The sequence below is a fragment of the Pseudomonas sp. GW458-11-26-14-LB4 genome (genome assembly GCF_059423925.1).
This window is the reverse complement of sequence record NZ_JBWKYU010000011.1, coordinates 1-22,633: the sequence shown is the minus strand read 5'-3', so window position 1 is coordinate 22,633 and position 22,633 is coordinate 1. Positions and strand designations below refer to the sequence as shown.

At 60.1% G+C, this 22,633-nt stretch carries 28 protein-coding genes and 1 pseudogene; 8 read left to right on the top strand and 21 right to left on the bottom strand.

Annotation, left to right across the window (positions count from 1 at the left end):
- Positions 1–266: 266 nt before the first annotated feature.
- The 4 genes from AC07XZ_RS16050 to AC07XZ_RS16035 all read right to left on the bottom strand — a co-directional run bounded on the left by AC07XZ_RS16050 (position 267) and on the right by AC07XZ_RS16035 (position 2,859).
- Positions 267–1,184, bottom strand: a complete 918-nt coding sequence (locus tag AC07XZ_RS16050) for an AraC family transcriptional regulator (RefSeq protein ID WP_102686747.1) — start codon at positions 1,182–1,184, stop codon at positions 267–269.
- Positions 1,185–1,265: 81 nt separating this feature from the next.
- Positions 1,266–1,523: an Atu4866 domain-containing protein gene (locus AC07XZ_RS16045; protein ID WP_039773158.1), complete on the bottom strand. Its 258-nt coding sequence runs from the start codon at positions 1,521–1,523 to the stop codon at positions 1,266–1,268.
- A gap of 19 nt (positions 1,524–1,542) precedes the next feature.
- The gene (locus tag AC07XZ_RS16040; protein ID WP_085611829.1) at positions 1,543–1,917 is read right to left on the bottom strand and encodes a hypothetical protein; all 375 of its coding nucleotides are present in this window, start codon (positions 1,915–1,917) and stop codon (positions 1,543–1,545) included.
- Between the two features lie 177 nt (positions 1,918–2,094).
- Positions 2,095–2,859, bottom strand: coding sequence for an SDR family NAD(P)-dependent oxidoreductase (locus tag AC07XZ_RS16035; RefSeq protein WP_011333890.1), 765 nt, complete (start codon positions 2,857–2,859; stop codon positions 2,095–2,097).
- A 286-nt stretch (positions 2,860–3,145) separates the two neighbouring features.
- Here AC07XZ_RS16035 and AC07XZ_RS16030 point away from each other — a divergent pair, with 286 nt between their 5' ends.
- Together AC07XZ_RS16030 and AC07XZ_RS16025 are read left to right on the top strand one after the other, a co-directional pair.
- Complete coding sequence (locus tag AC07XZ_RS16030; RefSeq protein WP_102686748.1) at positions 3,146–4,090, top strand: helix-turn-helix domain-containing protein; 945 nt, start codon at positions 3,146–3,148, stop codon at positions 4,088–4,090.
- A 180-nt stretch (positions 4,091–4,270) separates the two neighbouring features.
- Positions 4,271–5,005, top strand: a complete 735-nt coding sequence (locus AC07XZ_RS16025) for an SDR family oxidoreductase (RefSeq protein ID WP_102686749.1) — start codon at positions 4,271–4,273, stop codon at positions 5,003–5,005.
- A 69-nt stretch (positions 5,006–5,074) separates the two neighbouring features.
- Here AC07XZ_RS16025 and AC07XZ_RS16020 read toward each other — a convergent pair whose 3' ends face one another.
- The 6 genes from AC07XZ_RS16020 to AC07XZ_RS15995 form a co-directional block, all read right to left on the bottom strand.
- Positions 5,075–5,992 carry a bifunctional helix-turn-helix transcriptional regulator/GNAT family N-acetyltransferase gene (locus tag AC07XZ_RS16020; RefSeq protein ID WP_102686750.1) on the bottom strand — a complete coding sequence of 306 codons (918 nt, stop codon included), beginning with the start codon at positions 5,990–5,992 and terminating at the stop codon, positions 5,075–5,077.
- Between the two features lie 71 nt (positions 5,993–6,063).
- Positions 6,064–6,741, bottom strand: coding sequence for a phytanoyl-CoA dioxygenase family protein (locus tag AC07XZ_RS16015; RefSeq protein WP_102686751.1), 678 nt, complete (start codon positions 6,739–6,741; stop codon positions 6,064–6,066).
- Between the two features lie 7 nt (positions 6,742–6,748).
- Positions 6,749–7,150, bottom strand: coding sequence for a hypothetical protein (locus tag AC07XZ_RS16010; protein ID WP_085747425.1), 402 nt, complete (start codon positions 7,148–7,150; stop codon positions 6,749–6,751).
- A 25-nt stretch (positions 7,151–7,175) separates the two neighbouring features.
- A complete protein-coding gene (locus tag AC07XZ_RS16005; protein ID WP_102686752.1) occupies positions 7,176–7,499 on the bottom strand; it encodes a gamma-glutamylcyclotransferase family protein in 324 nt (107 codons plus the stop codon).
- A gap of 15 nt (positions 7,500–7,514) precedes the next feature.
- Positions 7,515–7,754 carry a hypothetical protein gene (locus AC07XZ_RS16000; protein ID WP_371921027.1) on the bottom strand — a complete coding sequence of 80 codons (240 nt, stop codon included), beginning with the start codon at positions 7,752–7,754 and terminating at the stop codon, positions 7,515–7,517.
- An 18-nt stretch (positions 7,755–7,772) separates the two neighbouring features.
- The gene (locus AC07XZ_RS15995; RefSeq protein ID WP_102686753.1) at positions 7,773–8,204 is read right to left on the bottom strand and encodes a bleomycin resistance protein; all 432 of its coding nucleotides are present in this window, start codon (positions 8,202–8,204) and stop codon (positions 7,773–7,775) included.
- Between the two features lie 208 nt (positions 8,205–8,412).
- Here AC07XZ_RS15995 and AC07XZ_RS15990 point away from each other — a divergent pair, with 208 nt between their 5' ends.
- Positions 8,413–8,859, top strand: a complete 447-nt coding sequence (locus AC07XZ_RS15990) for an anti-virulence regulator CigR family protein (protein ID WP_011333836.1) — start codon at positions 8,413–8,415, stop codon at positions 8,857–8,859.
- Between the two features lie 79 nt (positions 8,860–8,938).
- Here AC07XZ_RS15990 and AC07XZ_RS15985 read toward each other — a convergent pair whose 3' ends face one another.
- Positions 8,939–9,244 (bottom strand): hypothetical protein, encoded by a 306-nt coding sequence (locus AC07XZ_RS15985; RefSeq protein WP_102686754.1) that lies wholly within the window; start codon positions 9,242–9,244, stop codon positions 8,939–8,941.
- Positions 9,245–9,484: 240 nt separating this feature from the next.
- Here AC07XZ_RS15985 and AC07XZ_RS15980 point away from each other — a divergent pair, with 240 nt between their 5' ends.
- On the top strand, positions 9,485–9,742 hold the full coding sequence (locus tag AC07XZ_RS15980; RefSeq protein WP_102686755.1) for a DUF2790 domain-containing protein: 258 nt from the start codon (positions 9,485–9,487) through the stop codon (positions 9,740–9,742).
- 45 nt (positions 9,743–9,787) lie between these two features.
- Here AC07XZ_RS15980 and AC07XZ_RS15975 read toward each other — a convergent pair whose 3' ends face one another.
- The 5 genes from AC07XZ_RS15975 to AC07XZ_RS15955 form a co-directional block, all read right to left on the bottom strand.
- On the bottom strand, positions 9,788–10,723 hold the full coding sequence (locus AC07XZ_RS15975; RefSeq protein ID WP_085604450.1) for a LysR family transcriptional regulator: 936 nt from the start codon (positions 10,721–10,723) through the stop codon (positions 9,788–9,790).
- A 72-nt stretch (positions 10,724–10,795) separates the two neighbouring features.
- Entirely contained in the window at positions 10,796–11,746 is a 951-nt protein-coding gene (locus tag AC07XZ_RS15970) for an aldo/keto reductase (protein ID WP_102686756.1), read from the bottom strand.
- 22 nt (positions 11,747–11,768) lie between these two features.
- Positions 11,769–13,187, bottom strand: coding sequence for an efflux transporter outer membrane subunit (locus AC07XZ_RS15965; protein ID WP_085747418.1), 1,419 nt, complete (start codon positions 13,185–13,187; stop codon positions 11,769–11,771).
- A gap of 18 nt (positions 13,188–13,205) precedes the next feature.
- Positions 13,206–14,672, bottom strand: a complete 1,467-nt coding sequence (locus AC07XZ_RS15960; protein ID WP_102686757.1) for a DHA2 family efflux MFS transporter permease subunit — start codon at positions 14,670–14,672, stop codon at positions 13,206–13,208.
- On the bottom strand, positions 14,672–15,796 hold the full coding sequence (locus AC07XZ_RS15955; RefSeq protein WP_102686758.1) for an HlyD family secretion protein: 1,125 nt from the start codon (positions 15,794–15,796) through the stop codon (positions 14,672–14,674). Before AC07XZ_RS15955 ends, AC07XZ_RS15960 begins: the two co-directional genes overlap by 1 nt.
- Positions 15,797–16,019: 223 nt before the next feature.
- Between AC07XZ_RS15955 and AC07XZ_RS15950 the strand changes: the two genes are divergently transcribed.
- Both AC07XZ_RS15950 and mug read left to right on the top strand, forming a co-directional pair.
- On the top strand, positions 16,020–16,643 hold the full coding sequence (locus tag AC07XZ_RS15950; protein ID WP_085747415.1) for a TetR/AcrR family transcriptional regulator: 624 nt from the start codon (positions 16,020–16,022) through the stop codon (positions 16,641–16,643).
- Positions 16,640–17,152 carry a G/U mismatch-specific DNA glycosylase gene (mug, locus tag AC07XZ_RS15945; RefSeq protein ID WP_102686759.1) on the top strand — a complete coding sequence of 171 codons (513 nt, stop codon included), beginning with the start codon at positions 16,640–16,642 and terminating at the stop codon, positions 17,150–17,152. The genes AC07XZ_RS15950 and mug overlap by 4 nt, the downstream gene beginning before the upstream one ends.
- Here the strand turns inward: mug and AC07XZ_RS15940 are convergent.
- The gene (locus AC07XZ_RS15940; protein ID WP_085747413.1) at positions 17,125–17,757 is read right to left on the bottom strand and encodes a TetR/AcrR family transcriptional regulator; all 633 of its coding nucleotides are present in this window, start codon (positions 17,755–17,757) and stop codon (positions 17,125–17,127) included. The genes mug and AC07XZ_RS15940 overlap by 28 nt on opposite strands.
- Before the next feature lie 112 nt (positions 17,758–17,869).
- Between AC07XZ_RS15940 and AC07XZ_RS15935 the strand changes: the two genes are divergently transcribed.
- The gene (locus AC07XZ_RS15935) at positions 17,870–18,526 is read left to right on the top strand and encodes an O-methyltransferase (RefSeq protein ID WP_102686760.1); all 657 of its coding nucleotides are present in this window, start codon (positions 17,870–17,872) and stop codon (positions 18,524–18,526) included.
- A gap of 108 nt (positions 18,527–18,634) precedes the next feature.
- The gene (locus tag AC07XZ_RS15930; protein ID WP_102686761.1) at positions 18,635–19,090 is read left to right on the top strand and encodes a GNAT family N-acetyltransferase; all 456 of its coding nucleotides are present in this window, start codon (positions 18,635–18,637) and stop codon (positions 19,088–19,090) included.
- Between the two features lie 212 nt (positions 19,091–19,302).
- Here the strand turns inward: AC07XZ_RS15930 and yfcF are convergent.
- From yfcF to AC07XZ_RS15910, 4 genes and pseudogenes are all read right to left on the bottom strand, one after another.
- A pseudogene (gene yfcF, locus AC07XZ_RS15925) lies at positions 19,303–19,934 on the bottom strand (glutathione transferase).
- A gap of 133 nt (positions 19,935–20,067) precedes the next feature.
- A complete protein-coding gene (locus AC07XZ_RS15920; protein ID WP_102686762.1) occupies positions 20,068–20,997 on the bottom strand; it encodes a LysR family transcriptional regulator in 930 nt (309 codons plus the stop codon).
- Between the two features lie 36 nt (positions 20,998–21,033).
- The gene (locus AC07XZ_RS15915; RefSeq protein ID WP_102686763.1) at positions 21,034–22,008 is read right to left on the bottom strand and encodes a quinone oxidoreductase family protein; all 975 of its coding nucleotides are present in this window, start codon (positions 22,006–22,008) and stop codon (positions 21,034–21,036) included.
- Between the two features lie 310 nt (positions 22,009–22,318).
- A partial coding sequence (locus tag AC07XZ_RS15910) for a DUF6124 family protein (protein ID WP_102686764.1) occupies positions 22,319–22,633 on the bottom strand: 315 nt, incomplete at its 5' end.

The window sequence follows — 22,633 nt, the reverse complement described above, 5'->3', positions numbered from 1 at the left end:
ACCTGGTCACAATCGGCAACGTTTGCTCTGGCCGATAGCTGCCATCCACCATGGCAGCTTCGGTCAACACTCATTCCTCAGCCGGCGGACTCTGGCGTAGTCGTAGGCAATGACGCAAGGCGTTGTAGCCTTGAGGAAGTAACGCAGAGTGTCTTTAAACAGCGAAAGCCGAAACCCTTAAACAACCTCCGATGGTTCCTTCAATAACCGTCGTATTGGATCTTTCCCTGGCGTTCTGCTGCCCTGAACTGGCTCCGGCCAGGCGTTCACGCAGGATGCCGGACCCGGCTGGCATCTCTGGAGGGCGGGCACCCGAACTGGCGACTGTATTCCCGGCTGAATTGCGACGGGCTTTCGTAGCCCACTCGATAACAGGCGCTCGCCACATCCAGCCCTTCGCCGAGCAACAGCCGGCGGGCTTCCTGCAGGCGCAGTTGTTTCTGATACTGCAGCGGACTCATGGCTGTCACCGCCTTGAAGCGATGATGCAATGTGGAGTTGCCCAAGTTGGCGACCCGGGCGAGTTCTTCGATGCGCAAGGGTTGGGTGTAGTGATTGTTCAACCAGTCGATTGCTCGTGTTACTCGCCGTGTTTGCGAGTCGCCGAGGGCGAGCTCGTACAGACGACGGCCGTGCACACCCCGCAGGAGGCGGTAATACAACTCGCGAAGGGCGAGCGGTGCCAACATGCCGATGTCTTTCGGTGTTTCCAGCAGCCGGACCAGCCGCAGCATGGTTTCCAGCAGGGGTACATCGACTTTCTCAAGAAAAAGGCCAAGCTCCGGCTCGTCCGGGACGCCTGCCGGCGGAGCGTCGGCGATGACCTGAGCGATTTCCGTGGCCTCGAAATCAAACCGGATACACAGGTAGGGCGCCTCCGGGCTGGCCATCAGCACGCGCCCCGACACCGGAAGGGTGACCGAAACCACCAGGTAGCTGAGGGGGTCGTACAGGTAGTGGTCGTCACCCAAGCCGATTTCCTTTTGTCCTTGCACGATCAGGCAAAGTGCCGGTTTGTGCACGGTATGGATCAGCTCCGAAGGTGCATCGAAACGGATGACATGCAGGGGAGCTATGGCAGTCTCATAGATCCCGGGTGTGGTAAAGCGTTGCGTCAGCAGGCGAACCAGTTCGTCACGGTAGACGGCTGTGTTTTGAAGGATGAAAGCATCGCTCTGTTCCATTTCAAGGCTCTCACAAGTGTTCATGAGCGTCTGCCTGAAGCTTTTCAGGCAGACGATATTCACCCGACATCATCAAAGTACTCATTGCCGATAGAGGATCATTCCGGCGTGATACAGCACGTCGTCATGAAAGTGGCCGTCAGCGGTGAAGCCGGTGTCGTCCCAGTACTGGATGTAATCACCGACCAGTTCGTAACGGCCCTGATAGGCGCTCTTGTTTTTACCACGGGCCTCGTCGTAACGACCAGTCGTCAGAAGCTCATGACGGATGAATCCATCCGCGGTGACCCACATGCCTGCGTAACGATGGTCCTGAGTGGTTTTTTTGGCATCTTTCATCATTTTTCTCCTCGGGTTTTCAGACTGAGCCGATACGGCCCAAAGCCGTGCGATCAGAGCCGTTTTCGGCAACGCGAAAACCCGGAGTGCGATCACTGCCACCTTCAGTTACGCGCATGCCGGGGGTGCGGTCCGAACCATCAGCGGCAACGCGGAACCCTGGAGTGCGATCACTGCCACCTTCAGTGACGCGCATGCCTGGCGTGCGGTCCGAACCATCAGCGGCAACGCGGAACCCCGGAGTGCGGTCACTGCCACCTTCACTCACGCGCATGCCTGGAGTTCGATCAGCACCGTCAGCTGCCAGGTACAAGCTGGTCGAGGAAAGGTTGATCGCGCAGGCCACCATCGCGCCGATCACCAGTGAAAGGGAAAGCCGTTTTGCGTTTTTCATTGTTCAGTCCTCATTGACGTTGTTCATCTGAGCGGCCTGCCGTGGCCTGTGTCTGCATCCGTTGCGTGCTTTCAGATTACGTAGCCGAGCGCAGCGGTGTTAGGACGAAACTGCCGCAGATTTGCCTGATCCTCTCGGGTTGGTCGGGCATGTCCTGCGGCGCGTTTGTGCTGCGGCTCAGCCGGCCGTGACCGTCATGCCGCCGTCGGCCATGACCACCGAACCGACCATGAAGCTGGCCCGATCCGAAGCGATGAACGCGACCACTTCGGCGATTTCCTCCGGTTGGGCGGCGCGGCCGATCGGCGCCGCTTCGCCATGTTGGGCGAGAAAGGCAGGGCCGTCGTCGACCACATTGTTGAGGATGTTGGTCACCACATCGCCGACACCGACAGCATTGACGCGGATGCCGTGGCCAATGACCTCAAGCGCCAGGGTGCGCGTCAGTTGGGCCAGCGCGCCTTTGGAGGCGGTGTAGGCCGCAATGGTGGGGAAGGCGAAATAGGAGGCGTAGGACGCGATGTTGACGATCGATCCGGACTTGTTGGGCATCATCGCTTTGACCGCCTCCCGGCTATGCAAAAAGGCCGCCGTGGCGTTGACCGCCTGAATGCGTTCCCAGTCTTCGCGGGTCATGTCGATGACAAGTTTGTTGATGATGATGCCGGCGTTGTTGACCAGAATGTCCAGCCGCCCGAATTGCTCGACGGCCAGGGCGACCGCGCGTTCGGCTGCCCCGTCCTGAGTGATGTCGGCCACCAGGGGAACCAGGCCGGGGCGGGCCAGTGCTTCCACTTCAGGGTTTATATCTTCAGCAATGACCTGGGCGCCGCGGGCATGCAGCAGCAGTGCGATGGCCTTGCCGATGCCACTGGCCGCGCCAGTGACCAGCGCGACTTTACCGGCCACTTCGTTTGGGGTGCTGTTCTTGAAGTCGGTCATGATGTTCTCCAGCGTTTTTGATCGAGTAGGGATAAGCCGTGTTGGCGCCTGCGAGGCGCTGTCATCGGCGACGGGCCTACTGTCTCGCAGCGGAGTGAGGTCGGCTTTCGTGAGATTGCCCACGCTGTCGGGGTTTTGCGCTGAATGTCAGTGAGGGAGGTTCGGTGCTCGATTCAACCCACGGGAAAAGCCCGATATCATCGAGCCGGTCTGCGTGACACGGCGTGCGGGCAAGCATCCGAGACCTGTCTGGCTTCGCACAGCCGAATCTGAAAAGGACGAGTTCATGGCAAATACCGGGCGTACCTCCCAGGACGCGCTGTCGACATCCTCTCGAGACTTGCGCATCAACGGCGAGTCGATGGGTGAGTTCCTGCCAGGCGAACCGCAGGCGTTACCCTCGCGCCCGGAAATCACCGACGTGGTGATTCAGCTGTTTACCCATCGCAGCGTTACTGAGCCGATTCTCGTGCCAGCAGTGGTGGAACCGCTGCTCGTTCTGGTTCTGGCCGGGGCGGCGACGGTAGAGGAGCGCGCATTGGGTGGCGAGTGGGAAGCTGCAGATGTCAGTGCCGGCGATTTTTTCCTCACCAGTTCCGATGAGCCGTATGAAATGCGCTGGCAGACGCACGGAGGCGATACCTTCGAAGTCATGCATCTTTATCTGGGGCTGCCCTTGATCGAGCTAGCGTCTCGAGAGCTGTCGGGCCAGCACGCCGGGCCTGTGCGTTTGCGCGATGTTTCAGGGGCACGGGACGGGCGCGTCGCGTTTGTCATGGAGCAGTTGCGCACCGAATTGCTTCTGGAACGCACGCCCAGCGCGCTTTTCGCCCGCTCTCTGGCGCAGGCGCTGGCCGTGCATCTGGTGCGCAGCTATCTCGCTGAAAGCCAGCCCGGGCGTCGGGTCAACGCCCTGCAAGCCTACAAGCTGCGCAAAGTCACGGATGCCATGCGCGCGCAGCTGAGCGCTGAATTCAGCCTGGCAACACTGGCCAACCTTGCCGAGCTGAGCGAATACCACTTCAGCCGCCTGTTCAAACGTGCGACGGGGCTGTCGCCATCGCATTACTTCATCCGCTTGCGCATGGTTCGTGCGCGGCACCTGCTACTGGAAACCCGCCTTAGCATCATCGACGTCGGGCTGGAGGTCGGCTACTCAAGCCCCAGTCACTTCTCGCAGGTCTTTCGTCGTGAAGTGGGCGTAACGCCCAGCGAATTCCGTGGGGCCTGAGCGGCGCTTCATTACAAATTTGCAGGCGATGCACACAGACACGAATAGGCAAAAGTTGCGCAGGTTTCGGCACGCGTCGAACAGGTCTGCGCCCTTAATCTTTTCGACGTACCCCGCAGCAACGAACGCGTCTTCAGCGGTCGGTGCTGAACCTCAATGCAGACAGCAGGAGCTACGGATATGTCGAACATTCAAAACAAAGTCGTCCTGATTACCGGTGCAAGCAGCGGTATTGGCGAAGCAGCGGCCAGGTTGATCGCCGCCAAAGGCGCGCATGTGGTCCTCGGTGCCCGCCGTACCGAGCGTCTGGACAAACTGGTCAGCGAGATCCAGGCCGAAGGTGGCTCGGCAAGTGCCTGCGCACTGGACGTTACGGATCTGCAATCGATGCACGCCTTCGTGGCGTTCGCCAAGACGCAACATGGCAAGGTCGATGTGATCATCAATAACGCGGGCGTGATGCCGTTGTCTCCGCTGGCCTCGTTGAAGGTCGACGAGTGGAACCAGATGCTCGATGTCAACGTGCGTGGCGTATTGCACGGTATTGCCGCTGTCCTGCCGGACATGCAGGCGCAGGGTTTCGGTCAGGTCATCAATATCTCGTCGATTGGTGGCCTCGCGGTTTCTCCGACAGCTGCGGTGTACTGCGCGACCAAATTCGCGGTCAGGGCTATCTCGGATGGTCTGCGTCAGGAAACGGACAAGATCCGGGTCACCGTGGTGTGCCCGGGCGTCGTCGAGTCCGAATTGGCGGATACGATTTCGGATGATGTGGCCCGCGAGGAAATGAAAGCCTTCCGCCGTGTGGCGCTGAATGCAGACGCCATTGCGCGAGCGCTCGCCTATGCCATCGAACAGCCCGACGATGTCGATGTGAGTGAAATCGTGGTTCGTCCGACCGCCAGTCCGCACTGAGCCGTTCCGGGCGCAATCACCCGTGGTTTGTGCCCCGTTCTGTCTGGCTACAAAGACTGGGCATAAACCTCACAACGCAATCGCCCACGTCTGACTCACCAACTCCTTGCCGAAGCTGTGAATCGGCTCTTCCTCAACCAGCTCAAACCCCGCCCGTTGGTACAGCCGACGGGCATCCACCAGATTGCTGGTGGTCCACAGGATCATCTTTTTGTAGCCGACATCCCGGGCAAAACGCAGGCATTCCTCGACCAGCCTATTGCCGATCCCCAGGCCCCGCGCACTGGCATCCACGTAGAGCATGCGCAGTTTCGCGGTGGTTTCGTCGTGGCGGATGACGAACACCGAACCCACCACCTTGCCGTCCTTCTCCGCGATCCAGCAGCGCTCGCCGGTTGGGTCGAATTCGCGCAGGTATTTGGCGACAACCTCTGACACCAGCGCTTCGAACTCTGAATTCCAGCCGTATTCACGGCTGTAGATCGCGGTTTGCTGATGCACCACCAGACCCATGTCACCGGGCTGCGGATCGCGCAGCAGATAGGTCTTTTGCTGACCACCCTCGAGCAGCGTCTGGATCCGCTTCATCGACGCGATCAGTTGCAGTTGCTGCGGTTCGGACAGGCGTTCGAGCAGGGTGATGACTTCTTGTCGCGAGGCTTGCTCCAGCGGGGCGAGGATCTTGCGGCCGAGGTCGGTGATGTGCAACTGACTGGCGCGGGCGTCGGTCGTGGAGGGGACTTTCTGGATCAGGCCCTTTTTGTCGAAACCGCTGATGAGGCGACTCATATAGCCCGCGTCGAGGCCCAGCATCTGGCGTAGGTCGGTGCTGGTCAGATCGCCCTGGGACGCGAGCTCGTAGAGGATGCGCAGCTCGGTCAGCGAGTAGTCGCTTTGCAGCAGGTGTTCCTGCAACACGCCGATCTGATGGGTGTAGAAACGGTTGAACTGACGGACGATGTCGACGCGGTCGGTGATCGTGGACATGGCGTGATGCTCATATATTTGCTTAAGGCAACTATATAGTTGCCTGAGGCAATCAAGTCAAATGAATGGTTTCACGATCTGAACGAAAAATCAGCGGGTTCGAACCGCTCGGACGTGTCCATTTGTATGTTGCGCAGGCCCACTGTTTCCAAGTGTGTTGCATAGAGCGAGTCGGAAAAAAAGGTGATCAACAGGGCGCGACGGCGTGCGCCGCTGGAGTTCAGGCTGCCCGCGTGGATCAGGTCGGCATCGAAGATCAGAATGTCGCCCGCGTTGCCCGTCAGTTGCACGGATCGGGACTCGTCAGTGAAATCGAACGGGGGCTCGTTCTGTGCAGGGCGATGACTGCCGGGAACGATGCGGGTTGCACCGTTTTCGGGTCCGTAATCGTCGAGGTACACCAGCGCGTTGACGGTGTCGCCGGGGCGTTGCGCCGACAAGTCGCGGTGCAGTTGTTGGTGGCCGCCATTGATGAGCGGTTCGCGGCCCTCGACCTGCGAGAGGAAGAAGCGCTCGCCGATCAACTCGCCCACCACCGCCAGCAAGGGTGGCAATCGGCACACGGCTTGAACGGTCGGGTCAGTGTCGAGCTGCGAATGGCGCCAGTCGATGCCGCGGGGCACGGGCCATTCGTTTGAGGGTTTGATGTCGGTATCGAATGCGATGCGAAGGGCGGCCAGCCACATGGTCGGAACTGCTCCAAAGAGCAGTGTGTAGCCTTTGCTATGGAGTAGTTCGCGGCTCGTCATGGCTTCATCAGTCTCCCTTTTTACAATCAGGGCGAGTATTGCCGACCGTTATCAAGCCGACGCGAACCTCGGTATCGCTGCCGTAACCCCAAGACAATCGGTTCCCGTAACTCACCAGATCGTAGATTTCGCTTTCGCCAAGTAGCTGATCATCGCGATTGTCGTACAAACGGAAAAACGCGGGAGATTCCCAGCGGACGAACCATTGGGTTTCGAAGGCGTCGTCCGGTGGTGCCTGCGGGTGAAGGAAGTTGGGCAGTAACCAGAAAGGTCTGAAAGTTTGCACCCTGAAGCAGCCATCTGGGCTGATATGAGCTGCGTAATCAGGCTTCGCCAACGCCTTTTCCCACCACTCGGAAACACCCCATAGTCCAACACAAAACACTAGCCCGGCCAGGAGGGTTTTCATCCGTCGAGAAATGGCCGAAGGCCGACTATTTGAGCGCGTAGACATAGGCATCCATTGCCGTCCCGTCATCCAGTGTCACCTTGGTCAACACGCGCTGATACTCAGCCCCTTCAAACTCATCCAGCGCCGCCCAGTGCTCGTGGAAATTCTCGGAAGCGAACACGTAGCCTTCGATCACATCGCCATCCTCGGCAATCACCAGACCGGGAAAGCCCATCGCCGCACCCCATCCGGCCTGCGACAGGCGCCCCTTCAGCGAAGCGGCCTGCCACGTGCCGCCGATGTTCAGCATCACATGCTCATTTGGCCGGCCAGGGCCCAGGGTTCCATAAACGAAAAGACGTTCCACGATTGCTCCTGCCAGTCAAAAAGGGAGGGATCCTGACGGATGAACGATGCGCAGGCAAGACCGCGATCGGTTGTGCGTCGAGCGGGTCAGAAACCCGTCGATCAACGCCAACACCTGTTCCTGGATCACCTCACGGGAACGAGCGCCGCCGTCCGCACAGATGATGCCGTCGCCGGGCGAATACTCTTCGAGCAGGGGAATGGCCGGCGACTGCAATTCGCCCCTTCGAGGCCGTGCCAAATTGTCGTTTTTCATTGTTTTTATCGTCCTTGATCAAATCGTGCAAACAGGACGTTCGCCCAGACGTTCTACCAGTCTTACGAGATAACCGTCCGGATCCTGAACGAGAAATTCACGCTGGCCGACTTCGACATCGTCAGCGCGATACCAGGTGTCTTTGCAGGTTTTATAAAGTGGAATCTGGGCGGCGCCCAGTCTTTCGATGATGGGAGCAACCGCCTCAACGTCGATCTGCAGATTGACGCCTCTTCCGAAGGGCTTGCTCAGTTCCGCCGTCAGCCACTGGCCTGCATTCGGATCTACCTGCTCAAGCATGACTTGAGCGCCATTCAGGTCGAGGTAGGCGAAGCCATCTTCAGGGCGTTGATAAGCGATGGTGAAGCCCAGACAGGAGATCCAGAAAGCGAGGGTGGTCTGCAGATCCGTGACCATCAGTTCTGGAACCAGTTTGTTCCGTTCAAACATGAGTGAATTCCTTTTCGTTGAAGTCGGAGCGGCGGTGCCAGACTTCTTTCCCGCGATAATACGAGTCGGGCGCATGGTAAGCGCGAATCGGGGAGCACCGAAAGCTGCACGCATCGAGAATCGTCACAAACCGCGATGACAGGGCCATCTCTCCATGCCTGTAAAAAAACTGACTAGAATCCACATACACTCTTTCAAGGAACGACCCATGTCCGGTTTACGCACGTTGATTGCGACCACGACCTGTATTGCGCTGTTGAGCACTTCGGTGTCCGCGCTGGCCGATCCTGGCAACGGAAAGGGGCAGGGCAAAGGCAACCCGCATAACAGCCAGGATCATGGCAATCAGGGGAAAAAAGGCGGGGGCGGTTATCAGGGGCACGGCCCGAGTATCGATCGCGGCGGGGTGATCGGGATTGTGGACGGCTATCGTGGCTACTGGACCCCAGGCCCGGCGTTGCCGCCCGGCATCCAGAAGAACCTGGCGCGGGGCAAACCGCTGCCGCCCGGTATTGCGAAGAAGCTCGATGGTCGACTGGTCGGCAGACTGCCGCACTACGACGGCTACGAATGGCAGCAGGTCGGCACCGATCTGATCCTGGTCGCGCTGGCTACAGGGCTGATTTATGAAGTGCTGAATGGCGCCTTTGATTGAAAAATAGATCTGTCCCCATATGAAAAAGCCCGGCGGATAAGGCCGGGCTTTCGTCGGGTACTGCGGTAAAACCCGGCATTCAGGCGTTACGACTTTCGATCAGACGGTCAGAACCACCTTCGGCAACTGCATCACTGAACAGCGGATCGGTTTCAGTCGCGGCAACCGAATCACTGAACAGCGGATCAGTCTGGGTCGCAGCAGCAACCGCATCACTGAACAATGGATCGGTTTGAGTCGCAGAGGCAACAGCATCGCTGAACAGTGGGTCGGTTTGAGTCGCAGCGGCAACCGCATCGCTGAACAGTGGATCGGTTTCAGTCGCCGCAAAAGCATTCAGGGCGAAGAGCGAGAAGGCGATACCGAGGAGGGTTTGGCGTTTCATGGTTCTGTACTCCGTGTGCAGTGGGTTGGTATGGAGCAGACCCTACGCTTTCGATTTGATATGAGAACTTCATTGAATTAATGGTTGTTATTGATGCGGTCAATGATTGGAGTCGACCCTATTCATATGAAATCCAGCAACAGTGTTTGTCTATCCCGCCGATATTTCCCCGCCGCCGCAACACTTAGCATCGTCTCCAACCCGTGAACAAACACGGTCCTCAACGAGACGGTGAACATCATGAATCTCAAGAAAATCGCGCTGGTTTTAATGCTTGGCAGTTTCGGTGTGCACGCTTATGCCGATAACGCGGACGCGGCGAACATCCCGGTCGAGACCTACAGCTCTTCGACCAGTCTGGACATCGAACATGTCATCTCCATCACCGAACCGGCCAACGAATGCGCCCCGGTGCCGGTGCAGATGACCTACGAAGATTCCCATGGCGAGCGCCACGTTCTGCAATATCAAGTGATGGGCACTGGCTGTTCCAGTTGAGTCAGGTGCAGAAGATGGAGGGTCGACACTCCATGTCTGCTGTACTCAAACCGCTTTCTTTCCAACGATGTCTTCATCCGATGCCAGCAATTGCGGGATCGACTGTTTCAGAAACTCCACCCAGGTCTTGATCTTCGCATCGACGAACTTGCGCGACGGATAGATCGCGAACAGGTTCAACTCCTCCAGCCGGTATTCCGGCAACACCCGCACCAGGGTTCCCGCCCTCAAACCATCAACGGCCGAAGCAATCGGCTGAATGCCGATGCCCATGCCTTTTCTGATCGCGATGGTCATGCCGTCGGCGGTGTTGATGTGGAAGGGCGACACAGGAATGGTGATGGTTTCCATGCCTTCGGGCCCTTCGAATGTCCAGTTCTCCACCGGCATCACCGTGTTGACGATGCGCAGGCACTCGTGTTCGCAGAGTTCGCCGGGTGTTTGCGGCAGGCCGCGTTTGGCTACGTAGGCGGGCGAGGCGCAGAGGATGCTGTAGGTGATGCCCAGGCGTTGCGCGACGAAGCCGGAATCCGGCAGGTCGCGGGCCAGCACGATGGACATGTCGAAGCCTTCTTCTAGCAGATCCGGGACGCGGTTGGTCAGGGTCAGGTCGAACATCACCGTGGGGTGAATCTCGCGATAGCGCGCGATGGCATCGATCACGTAGTGGTTGCCGATGGCCGACATGGTGTGGATCTTCAAGCGGCCGACGGGCAGGGTCTGGGCGGTGCCGGCCTCTTCATCGGCTTCGCGCACGTCATCGAGGATCTTTTCGCAGCGCTCCAGATAGCGCACGCCGGCTTCGGTCAGGGCCAGGCGGCGGGTGGTGCGGTTGATCAGGCGTGTGTGCAGACGCGCTTCGAGGGCGGAGATGGCTTTGGAGACGTTGGTGGTGTTGGTGTCCAGCAGCTCGGCAGCGGCAGTGAAGCTGCCGCTTTGGGCGACGGCGATGAAGAAGCGCATGCTTTGGAAGACGTCCATCGGTGTCGTCTCAACAGTCAGGTGGAAAGATTATAGGGGCGACCTCACAGGAGGCCGCCCCTTTGCCATGTGTCACTTTTTACGGGGGATGAAACCGGGCACGCCGGTCTCGACCACGGAGTTGAAACGGATCCGCGTCGTGATCTCTTCCTTGATCTCGCGCATCGCTCGGTGCGGCAAAGTCGCGATATCAAAATTTTCCTGAATCCGGCTCGGGTTCGCCGAGGTCGTCAGGAACGCCGTGCCCCGCTGCACCGCCCAGGCCAGGGCCACTTGCGCCGGGGTTTTTTGTACGTGCCGGGCGATTCCGGTGAGTACGGAGTCCTCGAGCACATTCGGCTCCATGCCATGCCCCAGCGGGGCGAAGGCGAGCAGGATGATGCCGTGTTCCTTGCAGAATTCCAGCATCTCCCACTCCGGCAGGTACGGATGGGATTCGATCTGCACCACCGCCGGCTTGATCCGTGCGGCGGCGACGATGTCCTTCAGTGCATCGAGGGTGATGTCGGAAAGGCCGATGGACTTGCAGCGACCTTCATCCACCAGTGCTTCAAGCGCACGCCAAGTGTCGATCAGACGGGTTTCGCCATCGTAGATCACGTGCCCGAACGCATCCCGTGGGTCCTGATCGTCGCCGGGCTGGAAGGCGAACGGCGTGTGGATCAGATAGCAATCGAGATAGTCGACCTGCAACCGCTGGCAACTGGCTTCGAACGCCGGTTTCACCCGCTCGGGGCGATGGTTGGTGTTCCATAGTTTGGTGGTGACGAACACGTCTTCGCGACGGATCTGGCCCACCGCAAACACCTGCGCAAAGGCCTCGCCAATCTGCGCTTCATTGCGATAGCGCTCAGCGCAGTCGAAGTGGCGAAAGCCCACTTCCAGCGCGCACTTGACCGCATCGGTGGTGGTGCTCAAGTCGCGAAACAACGTGCCGAATCCCACGGCCGGCATCGAGCCTGCGCCGTTGTTCAGCGGTAGGCGGGTGTCGCGAAGTTCATCGTGAAAGGCTTCGTAGGTCATGTCGTGTCTCCGGTATCTGCCGTTAAAGAAGGGATGAGGTCTTGCGGGTGGCGAGCTTCTGGTCGAGCACACCCACCGAGTTGCCGCCGAGCGCCACGAACAGGCGCACCGAGTCGAGATAACGCGCGGTCTTCACCTGAATCTGCCCGAGCAGCGCCTGTTGGTAGGCGCGTTCGGCTTCCAGCACCTGCAACAGGCTGGTTTCACCCTGGGCGTAGGCCTGGCGATTGAGACGCAGGCTGGTGTCGGCTGCTTGCAAGGCATCGTCCTGCGCCACGTTTTGCTCGGCGCCGTGGTTGAGCGCCTGCAAGGTGTCCGCGACCTGGCCGAAGGACTGAATCACCGTCTGTTGATAGCGGGCGAGTGACGCGTTGTAGCCTTCGACGGCGCCTTCGCGTTCAGCCTTTAGCATGCCGCCATTGAAGATCGGCGCCGTCAGCCCGGCGGCAAATCCCCAGAGTGCGGCGCCGCCATTACCCGACGCGGCTTGCATCAGCGAGGCCGACAGCTCGACATGCGGGTACAGGTTGGCAGTCGCGACACCGACCGCCGCGCTGGCGATGTGCAGTTCGGATTCGGCTTGCAGGATGTCCGGCCGGGCGTGGGCCATGGCCGATGGCAGGCTGACCGGGATGTTCGATGGCAAGGCGAATTCGTCGAGGCTGAAGTCCGGCGCGATCCAGTCCGCCGGGCCTTTACCGGCCAGAATCGACAACGCATGACGCGCCGCATCACGCTGCTGGGCGAGGGGTGGCAGCAGCGTGCGATCCTGGGCGAGCCGGGTTTCGGCCAGCGAGACTTCGATTTGTGTGGTGCTGCCGCTCGCCTGGGCCCGGCGCACCAGATCGAGGTTTTTCGCGTCGTTGGCCAGCAGGGTTTCCACGGCCTGGATCTGCGCGTTGGCCGACGCCAGCAGCAAGGCCTGACTGGCAACGTCGCCGGTCAAGGTCAGCCAGGCTGCTTCGTAGCGATGCTTTTGCAGATCGGTCAGCGCTTGCTGCTGTTCGACCGCGCGTTTGTTGCCGCCAAACACATCCAGATCGAACGCGACCCGTGGCCCGATCCCGTAGAAATTGGAGACCACCGGTTGCGGGCCATTGTGGGTGCGCTGGCGCCCGGCAGAAGCACCGAAATCCACCTGCGGATAAAGCACACCTTCCGCCGCCGCGACTGAAGCGGCGGCCTGGCGAAGGGTGGCATCGGCCGCTGCCAGTTCGAGGTTGCCGTCGATGGCGCGACGCACGACCTGATCGAGTTTTGGCGAACGGAACGCCGACCACCAGTCGCCATTGATCCGCTGGCCCATCGCGAAATGCTGTTCGGCCGCCTGATCGTAATGCTGCGACGGGCTCTCGGCAGGCCTTTGAAAATCAGGGCCGACGGTGCAGGCGGACAACATCACCAGCATCGCCAGCGGGGTGAAGCGCATAGAAGCTTTCATGGTTCAGACTCCACATTATCAGTTGGCCGCGACCGGCTTGCGCAGGAACATCACCAGCGGACTCACCACGAGCATCGCCAGCATCAGAATCTTGAATTGGCCCATCACCGCGACGAACGCCGCCTGATGGGTGACCAGATGGTTGAGGCCTTCAAGCGCCGGCAACGACGTTGGCAGGGCCACGCGATAAGGCGTGAGCTGACTGACCAGCGCCGAGTGCATCGCCTGGGTGTTGTTGAAGAAAAAGATCTGCACCACGGCCACCCCGAGGGTGCTGCCGTAAACCCGCATCAGGTTGAAGAAACCGGTGGCTTCCGGGCGCAGTTTCGGGTCGATGGTGCTGAACGCGGTCTTGCTCAGCGCCGGCATCAGAATGCCCAGACCCACGCCCTGGATGAACCCGGTGACGGCCACGGGCGTCCAGTCCATCAGCGGCGAATAACCGAGCATCAGCCAGTTGGCGTACACCACCAGCGCGATGCCCGCGGCGACAAAAAACCGCGCATCGATCCACGCCGGGGCGCGGCCCATCAGCACAAATGCCCCCACCAGTCCGATGCCGCGCGGGACGGTCAGCAACCCGGTGGTGTCCGGCGGATAACCGAGGATTTCATCGAGCATCGGCGAGGTCAGGGCCATGGTCGACAGCAACACGAATCCCAAGGCAAAGAACATCATCGTCGACAACATGAAGTTGCGGTCGCCGAACAATCCCTTGCTGAGAAAGTGGGTCTTGCGGGTCAGCGCATGGACGACGAACAGGTACAGGCCGAGAGCGCTGGCCAGCGCTTCGATCCAGATTTCCGGCGAGTCGAACCAGTCCAGCCGTTCGCCGCGATCGAGCAGCATCTGCAGGCCGATCATGCCGACCGTGAAACTGGCGAAACCGAAGAAATCGAACGTCGGACGCGGGTCTGCTTTCTTCTCGGCGAGCAGCAATGTCACCACCATCAGGATGTACGCGGTCAGCGGCAGGCTGAGGTAGAACATCGGGCGCCAGTCGAAGTACTCACAGATCACGCCGCCGATGCTCGGGCCGCTGACGATGCCGAACAGCACCAGCGCCGTCCATTTCGGACCGAACGCGGGGCGCTTTTCTGCTGGCAACGTCTCCAGGGCGATGGCCATCGACAACGGTGCAATCACCCCGCTGGCCAGACCTTGCAGGAGGCGTGCGCCGATGAATTCCAGCGGTGTGCCGGCCAATGTGCCGAGCCACAGACCGAGGGCGAACAGCACCAGTGCCGTCTGGTAAACCCGCTTCAACCCAAAGCGTCCGGCGAGCCATTGCGCGACCGGCATCGTGATCGCGCTCGCGGCCAGATAAGAAGTGAAAATCCATCCGGCCTGATCGTCGGTCATCGACAGACTGCCCTGAATCAACCGCAGCGCGGCGTTCGGCAACGGCAGGTTGGCTGACTGCATATAGGTGGCGAGCAGGGCGACAAACCGCAGTGCCCGCGCATCGGATGTTGAGCTGTTCATCACGAATTACCCGCAGACAACAACGACTTGAGCGGATGCCACCACGGCGAGCGATGCCCGGTGTCGACTTTGACTGTGGCGCTGGTGCCGGAAAACAGCGGCAGGGCAGGGTCGGTATCGTCCAGTTCCAGACGCACTGGTACCCGCTGCACCACCTTCACCCAGTTGCCGGTGGCGTTTTCCGGCGGCAACAGCGCGAAGTCGGCACCGGCGCCGGGGCTCATGCTGATGACGTGCGCCTTGAACGGGCGATCCGGGTAGGTATCGAGGGTGACGGTCGCGGTCTGACCGGGGCGCATGTGGGTCAACTGGGTCTCGCGAAAGTTGGCCTCGACCCAGATTTCCCGGTCGGAAATCAGCGCAAACGCCGGCGCGCCGTTGTTGACGTAGTTGCCTACCTGCAAATCATCGACTTTGGCGACGATGCCGTCGTCCGGCGCCGTGACCGTAGCGTAAGACAAATAGAGCTGCGCTTCGTCGAGTTGAGCCTTGGCCTCGCGCACGGTCGGGTGATTGTCGAGGGCGATGTCCGGATTCCCGTTCAACGCAACGACGGTGCTGGCCATCTGTTGCTCGATGGACGCGATGCGTTGACGAGAGACTTTCAGGTCCGTTTCGGCGCGCTCGTAGAGAGCCTTCGACACGAACTCGGTGGCGATCAAGGCTTTCTTGCGACCGAACTCTTTCTGGTCGTAATCCGCCGAGGCCTTCGCCGATTGCAGCTCGGCCTGTTGCTGGCGGTAGCTGGCCTTGAGCCCGTCGATGCGCAGGCGTGCGTTGGCCAGTTGCGCTTCGGCCCGGTCGACGGCGATCTGCAATGGCTTGGGATCGATGCGAAACAGCACCTGGCCTTTGCGTACTGGCTGGTTGTCGTCCACGGCGATCTCGACCACTTGCCCGGAAATCCGCGCGTTGATCGAGGCCTTGGCCACGCGGGCATAGGCGTTATCGGTTGAGACGAAGGGCTCGTTGGCGACGTACTGGCCGTAGCCAATCGCGGCGAACAACGCGGGGACGCCCCACATGAAGACCGGGCGCAGCCTCTGCTTGAGCGGCATTTTCGGCGGCGCGTCGACGGGGTGCGCGCGGGCTTGTTCTGCGGTGAGATCTAATGGCTGATTCATGAACGGCTCTCTCCAAAGTGCTGGGCGGCGTTGAATACGGTGCGTCATCAAGTCAGTGCGCGGTGCAGGAGGGGTGCTCTGTTGCCGCTGTTTCGTCGTCGCCAGCCTCGGTTCGAGCGCTGTTACAACAAACCTGCCGATCAAGGAATTTCTGATTCCTTAATTTTGTGCGATGGTGTAAGAATATGAGCGACTTCATTTCCCCGCAAGGAATTTGTACGACATGGCACAAAATAAACCGACAGAAGGAAAAGGCCGTGGTCGTCCACGGGCCTATGACCCGCAAACCGCGCTGCAACAGGCGCTGGGCGTGTTCTGGAACACCGGCTATTCCGGCGCATCACTGGACAGCATCGCCAGCGCCGCCGGCATGAACCGCCCCAGTCTGTACGCCGCGTTCGGCGACAAACACGCGCTCTACATCAAGGCTCTCGACCAATACTGGGCCACCGCCCACGCCGCCATGCAGGCCGCGCTGAACGACAGCAGCCTGACCCTGGAACAGGCCCTTACCGGTTTTTACGAAGGGCAACTGGCGATCTATTTTTCCGGCGACGGCCAGCCACGCGGCTGCTTCGCCATCGGCACCGCGACCACCGAAGCGGTCGAGGACCCGGAAATCCGCAACGTGCTGTCCCAGCGCTTGAGCCAGCTCGATGCCGATCTCGAAGCTCGTCTGCAACGTGCGATCGAGTCCGGCGAACTGAACGGTGATGTGGACGCAGCCGCGCGGGCGATGCTCGCGTCATCGCTGCTGCACAGCATCTCGATCCGCGCCCGTGCCGGTAAATCCCGCGAAGAACTGGCCGGGCAGGCGCGCGATGCGGTGAAGGTGATCTGCGGTTGAACGGGCTTGAGGACATCCTCACGCAAGGCCTGTCCGTGGTGTTCTGCGGAATCAATCCGGGATTGGTGGCGGCAGAGCAGGGCCATCACTTCGCCGGGCGCAGCAACCGCTTCTGGCGCACGTTGCACCTGGCGGGCTTCACGCCCCACGAGTTACGCCCGGAAGACGACCGCTCGATCCTGCAATTCCACTGCGGCCTGACCGCCGTGGTCGAGCGTCCGACGGCGAGTGCGGATCAATTGTCGGCAGAGGAATTCACCGCAGCCGCCGCCAGCTTCGAACGCAAGATCGCTCGTTACGCGCCGCGCTTCGTGGCGTTCCTCGGTAAGGCGGCGTATGCCGGGTTATCCGGCAAAAAGTCGATTGAGTGGGGGCTGCAAGAGGAGACCTTCGGCGGCGCTAAAGTCTGGATCCTGCCCAACCCCAGCGGTCGCAATCTGGCGTTCAATCAAACGCAACTGGTGACGGCGTATCAGCAGCTTCAGCGGGCGTCGAGCGCCATCACATAAGCGCTGAACATGTCCGCCATCCCCTCGGCGCGGGCGGTGATTTCCGCGTCGGTGCGTGAGGTGAGTGAAAAATCCTTCCCCACCGAACTGAGCGTGGCCAGGATCAGATCGCAGGCCTGCATGCGAACGGCTTCGCTGGCCCTGGGCAGCAACTCCACCATGAACGTCGCGAAGATCCGCGTGCCCGCCGCCCGCACTTCATGGGCCTCCGGCGCATCACGATAAAGCGGTGCCGCATCACTCAACGCGCCGCGCATCTGCGCCTCCTCGCACTCCGAACGAATGAACGCATGCACCAGCGTGCGCAGGCGTTCAAGCGGTGGCTCTTCATAATTTTCCAGAATCCGCTGCAGCATTCCGGTGGTCTGCAACCACTCATCACTCTGCAAACGAAACAGAATCGCCGCCTTGTTCGGGAAGTATTGATACAGCGAGCCGACACTCACGCCAGCCTTCTCCGCGACCCGCGCCGTGGTGAAACGCGCCGCGCCTTCCTTGGCCAAAACCTGAATAGCCGCCTGCAGAATCGCCGCCACCAGCTCGGCGGAGCGTGCCTGCTGCGGCTGTTTGCGTGAGGAAATACGGGCGGTCTGGCGATCGGTCATGGGCAGCTCGGGCGTCGGGGCGGAATGCGAATAGCGAACAGAGCCATTCGCTCGCATCATTTAAATGCGACGAATCATTCGCATATTAGCTCTCAACCCACGGAAAACCATCATGACAACCCTGACCACCGAACCGCTGGCGACCCTGATCGAACGCCTCTACACCCAGGCCAGCGCCGCCACCAGCCCGGCGCTGAACAACGTGTCCGGCGAAGAACGCGAACGCCTGATGCACAGCAAAACCGAATACCGCGAACTCTACGCCATGCTCAAAGACCTGTGGCTGCCCGTCTCCCGCGACACCGGCAAACTGCTTTACATGCTGGCGCGCAGCACCCGCGCCAAAGCCATCGTCGAATTTGGCACCTCGTTTGGTCTGTCCACTTTGCATCTGGCAGCAGCGCTGCGGGACAACGGTGGCGGTGTGCTGATCGGCAGCGAGTTTGAACCGTCGAAGATTGAACTGGCTCGGCGTCATTTTGTTGAGGGCGGGGTGAGTGATCTGATTGAAATTCGCGAAGGGGATGCGCTCGTAACGCTGGCTCGCGATCTGCCATCGACTGTTGATCTGCTTCTGCTCGATGGTGCGAAAGCGCTGTATGGCGACGTGCTGAAACTCGTGGAGAGACACCTGCGTCCAGGCGCGCTGGTGGTGGCGGATAACACCGATTACTGCCCGGAGTATCTGGCGCATGTACGCTCGCCGGGGAATGGTTACGTGAGCGTGCCGTTTGCGGATGATATTGAGGTGTCGATGCGGTTGGGGTGAAAGCCGTTGCTGTCCACGTTTTAAAAGAAGGTGACTGATCCACGGATTAATGGATCAGTCCCCATTTTTCGCTACGATCAAGTGATGACGCGCAAGGAGCGGCCCTTGATGGATTACCTGATTCGAAACGCTACGAATGCAGATGCGCCAGCGATCAGTCGAACGATCCTCAATGCTTTGCGCGAGTCCAACGTTAAGGACTACTCCGCCGAAATCATCGAGCAAGTGGCGCAAAGTTTTTCTCCCCCGGCGATCCTTCATCTGTTGGCTGAGCGTCAAGTCCTCGTAGCTACAACCGGCAGCCATATCGTTGCAACCGCGAGTCTGGATAACGACATTGTCCGAAGTGTGTTTGTCGATCCGTGCCATCAAGGAAAGGGCGTCGGAAGACGCCTGATGGAGAGGATTCAATCACTTGCCATCAATGCAGGTCTGAACCAGCTGCGTGTGCCTTCTTCAGTCACTGCAGAAGGCTTCTATGCTTCGCTTGGGTTTGAAAAGGTTCGAGACGAGTTTCACGGGGCGGAGCGCACGGTCATCATGGCGAAGGCATTGGAGCTGTAGGCCTCCGTTGTTTAAAACAAAAACGCCCAAGGGTTTGGCACGTCCTGGATGATTAGGACGGCTTACTGCTTTGGGCGGGATGTGGGTGACGGGAAAAGGATACGGCTTGAGGGGCGAGCCCTGAAAGCCGGCGCTTTCTGGTGAATTTGTAGGCACTTGCTCAAGGGGGTGTAGGCTCGAGTAGCAACAGAAAAGCAAAGAAAATGCTGCCGTTACAGTCGAGGTCGTTCCAGCTTGATCCACTCTTGTACTGTCTTGCGCTGCCATTGGCGTTGAGCGTAATCCTCCAGTTGAGCCGGCACAGCGTCTCCGTTGAGTATCAATCGGTTCAGCATCAACGCGAGATCAACATCGGCGATCGACCATTCACCAAAAAGGTAATCCGGATTGTCGGTCAGCAGCCATTGAGCGACCTCAACCAACTTTTGCCTGGCAGCCTCGGCCGACGCTGACAACGGTCCGTATTTCCGTCCATAGAACACGACAAGAGTAGAGCGCTCCTGTCGGATCGGGAGCAGATCACTGCGTAGCCACGCTTGAACTTGCCTCGCTGCCGCGCGTTTTTGTGGATGCTGTGGGTAAACAGGGGGCTGGGGAACACATCTTCCAGGTATTCGGTGATCGCCGAAGATTCCGACAACGCAAAGTCGCCCTGCACGAGGGTGGGCACTCTTTGAGTCAGGGAAAGACGGGCGTAATCGCTGGCCTGGTTCTCCAGTTTGTCCAGGTCCAAGGTACTCATTTCGAACTCGATTCCCTTTTCTCGAAGGGCCACAAAGCAGGACATTGCGTAGGGACTGGTGAATTGAGCATCGACGTAAAGGCGCAGGCTTGAGTCATTCATAGCGTCATCTCCATATGCGGAATGGCCACGCTAAAAGATTGATCGCTTTAAATAAAATTCATGTTTTTTATGGGGGCATTCCCATCAGGAATGGGCAAAAAGACCGACACGATTTCCCATCACGGTTTGCAAATCAGCGGGCCAGCGTCACCCAAGGCGCACCTTCAGCAAACGCCCCCTCGATCCAGTCCTTGAACGCCGTAGTCGTCGCCGTGTTGAACCGCGCCGAAGGCCGCACCAGATAAACCCCCGTGTCCGCATCCAGTTGCCACTCGGGAAGCACCCGCACCAGACGCCCCTCGTGCAGGTCTTTGGTCATCAGCCAGTCGCCGCCGGCCAAAATCCCCACGCCCATGCGCGCGGCACACAGCTGCGCTTCGTTGTCGTTGCTGACCAGTCGGCTGCGGATTTTCAGAGTGTGTTTCTCGTCGCCACGGGTCAGTCGCCATTCGGGATACGAATGCAACCCGGTAAATCCCAGGCAATGATGATCGGCAAGATCCGCCGGCGTTTTCGGCTCGCCGTGCTGTTGAAGATAGGAGGGCGCGGCACACAGGATTCGGCGGTGATCGCAGAGCTTTTTCGCCACTAGCCGATTGTCCGCCAGCTCGCCAATGCGGATCGCCGCGTCGAAACCCTCAGCGACGATATCGACAAAGCGCTCGGCATACTCAACTTCCAACGCCACGTTCGGATGGGCCAGGGCAAATGCCGAAACGATATCCCCCAGCCACAGCCGACCCATGGCGGCCGGCAGGGCGATGCGCAAACGCCCGCGAACTTCGGCGGCACCCTCGCGCGCATCCTGCTCCGCTTCGGCGATCAGGCTGACCGCATGCCCGAACCGCGCCACCAGCCGTTGCCCCTCATCGGTGAAACGCAATTGCCGGGTGGTGCGCTCGATCAGCCGCACCCCCAGCCGCGACTCCAGCGCGCTGAGCCGTTTCGACAGCACCGAGGGATGGCGCTGCAACGTCCGACCCGCCGCCGCAAACGAGCCGTGCTCGGCCAGCGCCAGCAGGGTGGCGACTTCATCGGCCTGACGGCTATCGAACAGATCCATGCAACGACAACCCTCGTGGATGACCCGAAAAAAGACTCAAGGCACCAGCACAACCGCCCCCGGCAAACCGCCTCGGTGCAGATCGGCATGGGCCCGGGCGGCGTCCGCCAGCGGATAACGACGCCCGACATTGGGCTGGATGATACCGGCGTCAATCGCTTGCAACACGTCCTTTGCACGCTGCTGGTATTCCTCCGGCGTGGCAGTGTGGGCGGCGAGGGACGGTCGGGTCAGGAACAACGAACCCTTGGCATTCAAGGTGCTGATCTCGACCGGCGCCGGCGCCCCCGACGCCATGCCGAACGACACCAGCAACCCGCGCGGGCGCAGGCAATTCAACGACGCCTCGAAAGACACCCGGCCAATCGGGTCGTACACCACATCCACTTTCTTGCCCTGGGTGAGGTCGACCACCACGTCGGCCAGCGTCGCCGCATCGAACACCAACACCTCATCACAACCCGCCAACCGGGCCCGCTCGACACTCTCGGCGCTGGACACCACACCAATCACCAACGCCCCCAAATGCTTCGCCCACGGCACCATGATCTGCCCCAACGCCCCGGCCGCGCCGTAGATCAGCACCGTCGAACCCGGCTCGACCGGGTAAGTGGACTTGAGCAAGTACTGCGCGGTGATGCCCTTGAACAGCACAGCCGCCGCGTCCTCGAAACTCAGGCTGTCGGGGATTTTCACCAGCCGATTGGCCGGGTAGAGGCGGGCGCTGGCATAGGCGCCGATGGGGCCCGTGGCATAGGCGACGCGGTCGCCGACCGCCACGTTCGTCACATCGGCCCCTACCGCCACAACCCGCCCGGCGCCCTCAAGCCCCAGCCCGGAAGGCAACGCCAACGGCGCGGCACCGGAACGTTGGCTCAAATCGAGCGGGTTGACGCCAATGGCGAACTGCTCAAGCCAGACCTCGCCGGGGCCGGGTGTTTGCGCGGTGGATTGCTCCAGCTGAATGACTTGAGGCTCACCGGTTTGATGGATGACGGCGGTGGTGACCATGTTGAACGCTCCCTTACGTTGATCGTGGGGAGAGTCTAAAGGTGTGCGTGGCGAGCACTAGTCGGGTTGAATGCAGTTCATATGTGCATTCGATGCAGTAATTGGGTCAACGCACCATGGTTCGGATTCAAAGCCTTTTACTGAAACGCAAACAGCCCGGGCCGACGCCCTTCGTAGTTAACGAGGGTGTCGGCCCGGGCTGTTTTGCATTCCATTACCTCCTGAGTCGCGCTTTTTCCTGCAGCAGCGGGAGACTCAACGAATCGCGCTATAGAAGCCGCCGCGAACGGCTCCTACAGCCATCGCCTGGTTACGCAACCTCGACGTGATCCAGCGCCTGATTCACCGCCAGCTCGGCAATCATCACCAACTGCGCAATACCGATCGCCGTCTTGCGACGCGACGGATCGAGCGTGGCTGCGAAATTGCTGAGCATCTCACTGGCCGCTCCGAGGTTTTCGCTGGCATTGGCCAACAAGCATTCGGTGTTGAATTTCGGATTGGCCAGGTACATCCGCTCGGGCTCGTTCAAGGTCGACATGATTCCGGCGGCGGGGAAGAGGTAGTGATCCAGCGCACGCTCGGCGGCGTCGTGGAGTTTTTTGGAGTTGGGGGATTCGTAGGG

Excerpts from the sequence above, each read along its gene's own strand:
- AC07XZ_RS15950 (WP_085747415.1), top strand. The coding sequence starts at position 16,020 with ATGGCACAAAATAAACCGACAGAAGGAAAAGGCCGTGGTCGTCCACGG.
- AC07XZ_RS16010 (WP_085747425.1), bottom strand. The coding sequence starts at position 7,150 with ATGAAAACCCTCCTGGCCGGGCTAGTGTTTTGTGTTGGACTATGGGGT.
- AC07XZ_RS15960 (WP_102686757.1), bottom strand. The coding sequence starts at position 14,672 with ATGAACAGCTCAACATCCGATGCGCGGGCACTGCGGTTTGTCGCCCTG.
- AC07XZ_RS15985 (WP_102686754.1), bottom strand. The coding sequence starts at position 9,244 with ATGAAACGCCAAACCCTCCTCGGTATCGCCTTCTCGCTCTTCGCCCTG.
- AC07XZ_RS15995 (WP_102686753.1), bottom strand. The coding sequence starts at position 8,204 with ATGTTTGAACGGAACAAACTGGTTCCAGAACTGATGGTCACGGATCTG.
- AC07XZ_RS15920 (WP_102686762.1), bottom strand. The coding sequence starts at position 20,997 with ATGGATCTGTTCGATAGCCGTCAGGCCGATGAAGTCGCCACCCTGCTG.
- AC07XZ_RS16000 (WP_371921027.1), bottom strand. The coding sequence starts at position 7,754 with ATGAAAAACGACAATTTGGCACGGCCTCGAAGGGGCGAATTGCAGTCG.
- AC07XZ_RS15940 (WP_085747413.1), bottom strand. The coding sequence starts at position 17,757 with ATGACCGATCGCCAGACCGCCCGTATTTCCTCACGCAAACAGCCGCAG.
- AC07XZ_RS16030 (WP_102686748.1), top strand. The coding sequence starts at position 3,146 with ATGGCAAATACCGGGCGTACCTCCCAGGACGCGCTGTCGACATCCTCT.
- AC07XZ_RS15930 (WP_102686761.1), top strand. The coding sequence starts at position 18,635 with ATGGATTACCTGATTCGAAACGCTACGAATGCAGATGCGCCAGCGATC.
- AC07XZ_RS16035 (WP_011333890.1), bottom strand. The coding sequence starts at position 2,859 with ATGACCGACTTCAAGAACAGCACCCCAAACGAAGTGGCCGGTAAAGTC.
- AC07XZ_RS16045 (WP_039773158.1), bottom strand. The coding sequence starts at position 1,523 with ATGAAAGATGCCAAAAAAACCACTCAGGACCATCGTTACGCAGGCATG.
- AC07XZ_RS16015 (WP_102686751.1), bottom strand. The coding sequence starts at position 6,741 with ATGACGAGCCGCGAACTACTCCATAGCAAAGGCTACACACTGCTCTTT.
- AC07XZ_RS15935 (WP_102686760.1), top strand. The coding sequence starts at position 17,870 with ATGACAACCCTGACCACCGAACCGCTGGCGACCCTGATCGAACGCCTC.
- AC07XZ_RS15975 (WP_085604450.1), bottom strand. The coding sequence starts at position 10,723 with ATGGACGTCTTCCAAAGCATGCGCTTCTTCATCGCCGTCGCCCAAAGC.
- AC07XZ_RS15990 (WP_011333836.1), top strand. The coding sequence starts at position 8,413 with ATGTCCGGTTTACGCACGTTGATTGCGACCACGACCTGTATTGCGCTG.
- AC07XZ_RS15915 (WP_102686763.1), bottom strand. The coding sequence starts at position 22,008 with ATGGTCACCACCGCCGTCATCCATCAAACCGGTGAGCCTCAAGTCATT.
- AC07XZ_RS15965 (WP_085747418.1), bottom strand. The coding sequence starts at position 13,187 with ATGAAAGCTTCTATGCGCTTCACCCCGCTGGCGATGCTGGTGATGTTG.
- AC07XZ_RS15970 (WP_102686756.1), bottom strand. The coding sequence starts at position 11,746 with ATGACCTACGAAGCCTTTCACGATGAACTTCGCGACACCCGCCTACCG.
- AC07XZ_RS15955 (WP_102686758.1), bottom strand. The coding sequence starts at position 15,796 with ATGAATCAGCCATTAGATCTCACCGCAGAACAAGCCCGCGCGCACCCC.
- AC07XZ_RS16020 (WP_102686750.1), bottom strand. The coding sequence starts at position 5,992 with ATGTCCACGATCACCGACCGCGTCGACATCGTCCGTCAGTTCAACCGT.
- AC07XZ_RS16050 (WP_102686747.1), bottom strand. The coding sequence starts at position 1,184 with ATGGAACAGAGCGATGCTTTCATCCTTCAAAACACAGCCGTCTACCGT.
- AC07XZ_RS16040 (WP_085611829.1), bottom strand. The coding sequence starts at position 1,917 with ATGAAAAACGCAAAACGGCTTTCCCTTTCACTGGTGATCGGCGCGATG.
- AC07XZ_RS15980 (WP_102686755.1), top strand. The coding sequence starts at position 9,485 with ATGAATCTCAAGAAAATCGCGCTGGTTTTAATGCTTGGCAGTTTCGGT.
- AC07XZ_RS16025 (WP_102686749.1), top strand. The coding sequence starts at position 4,271 with ATGTCGAACATTCAAAACAAAGTCGTCCTGATTACCGGTGCAAGCAGC.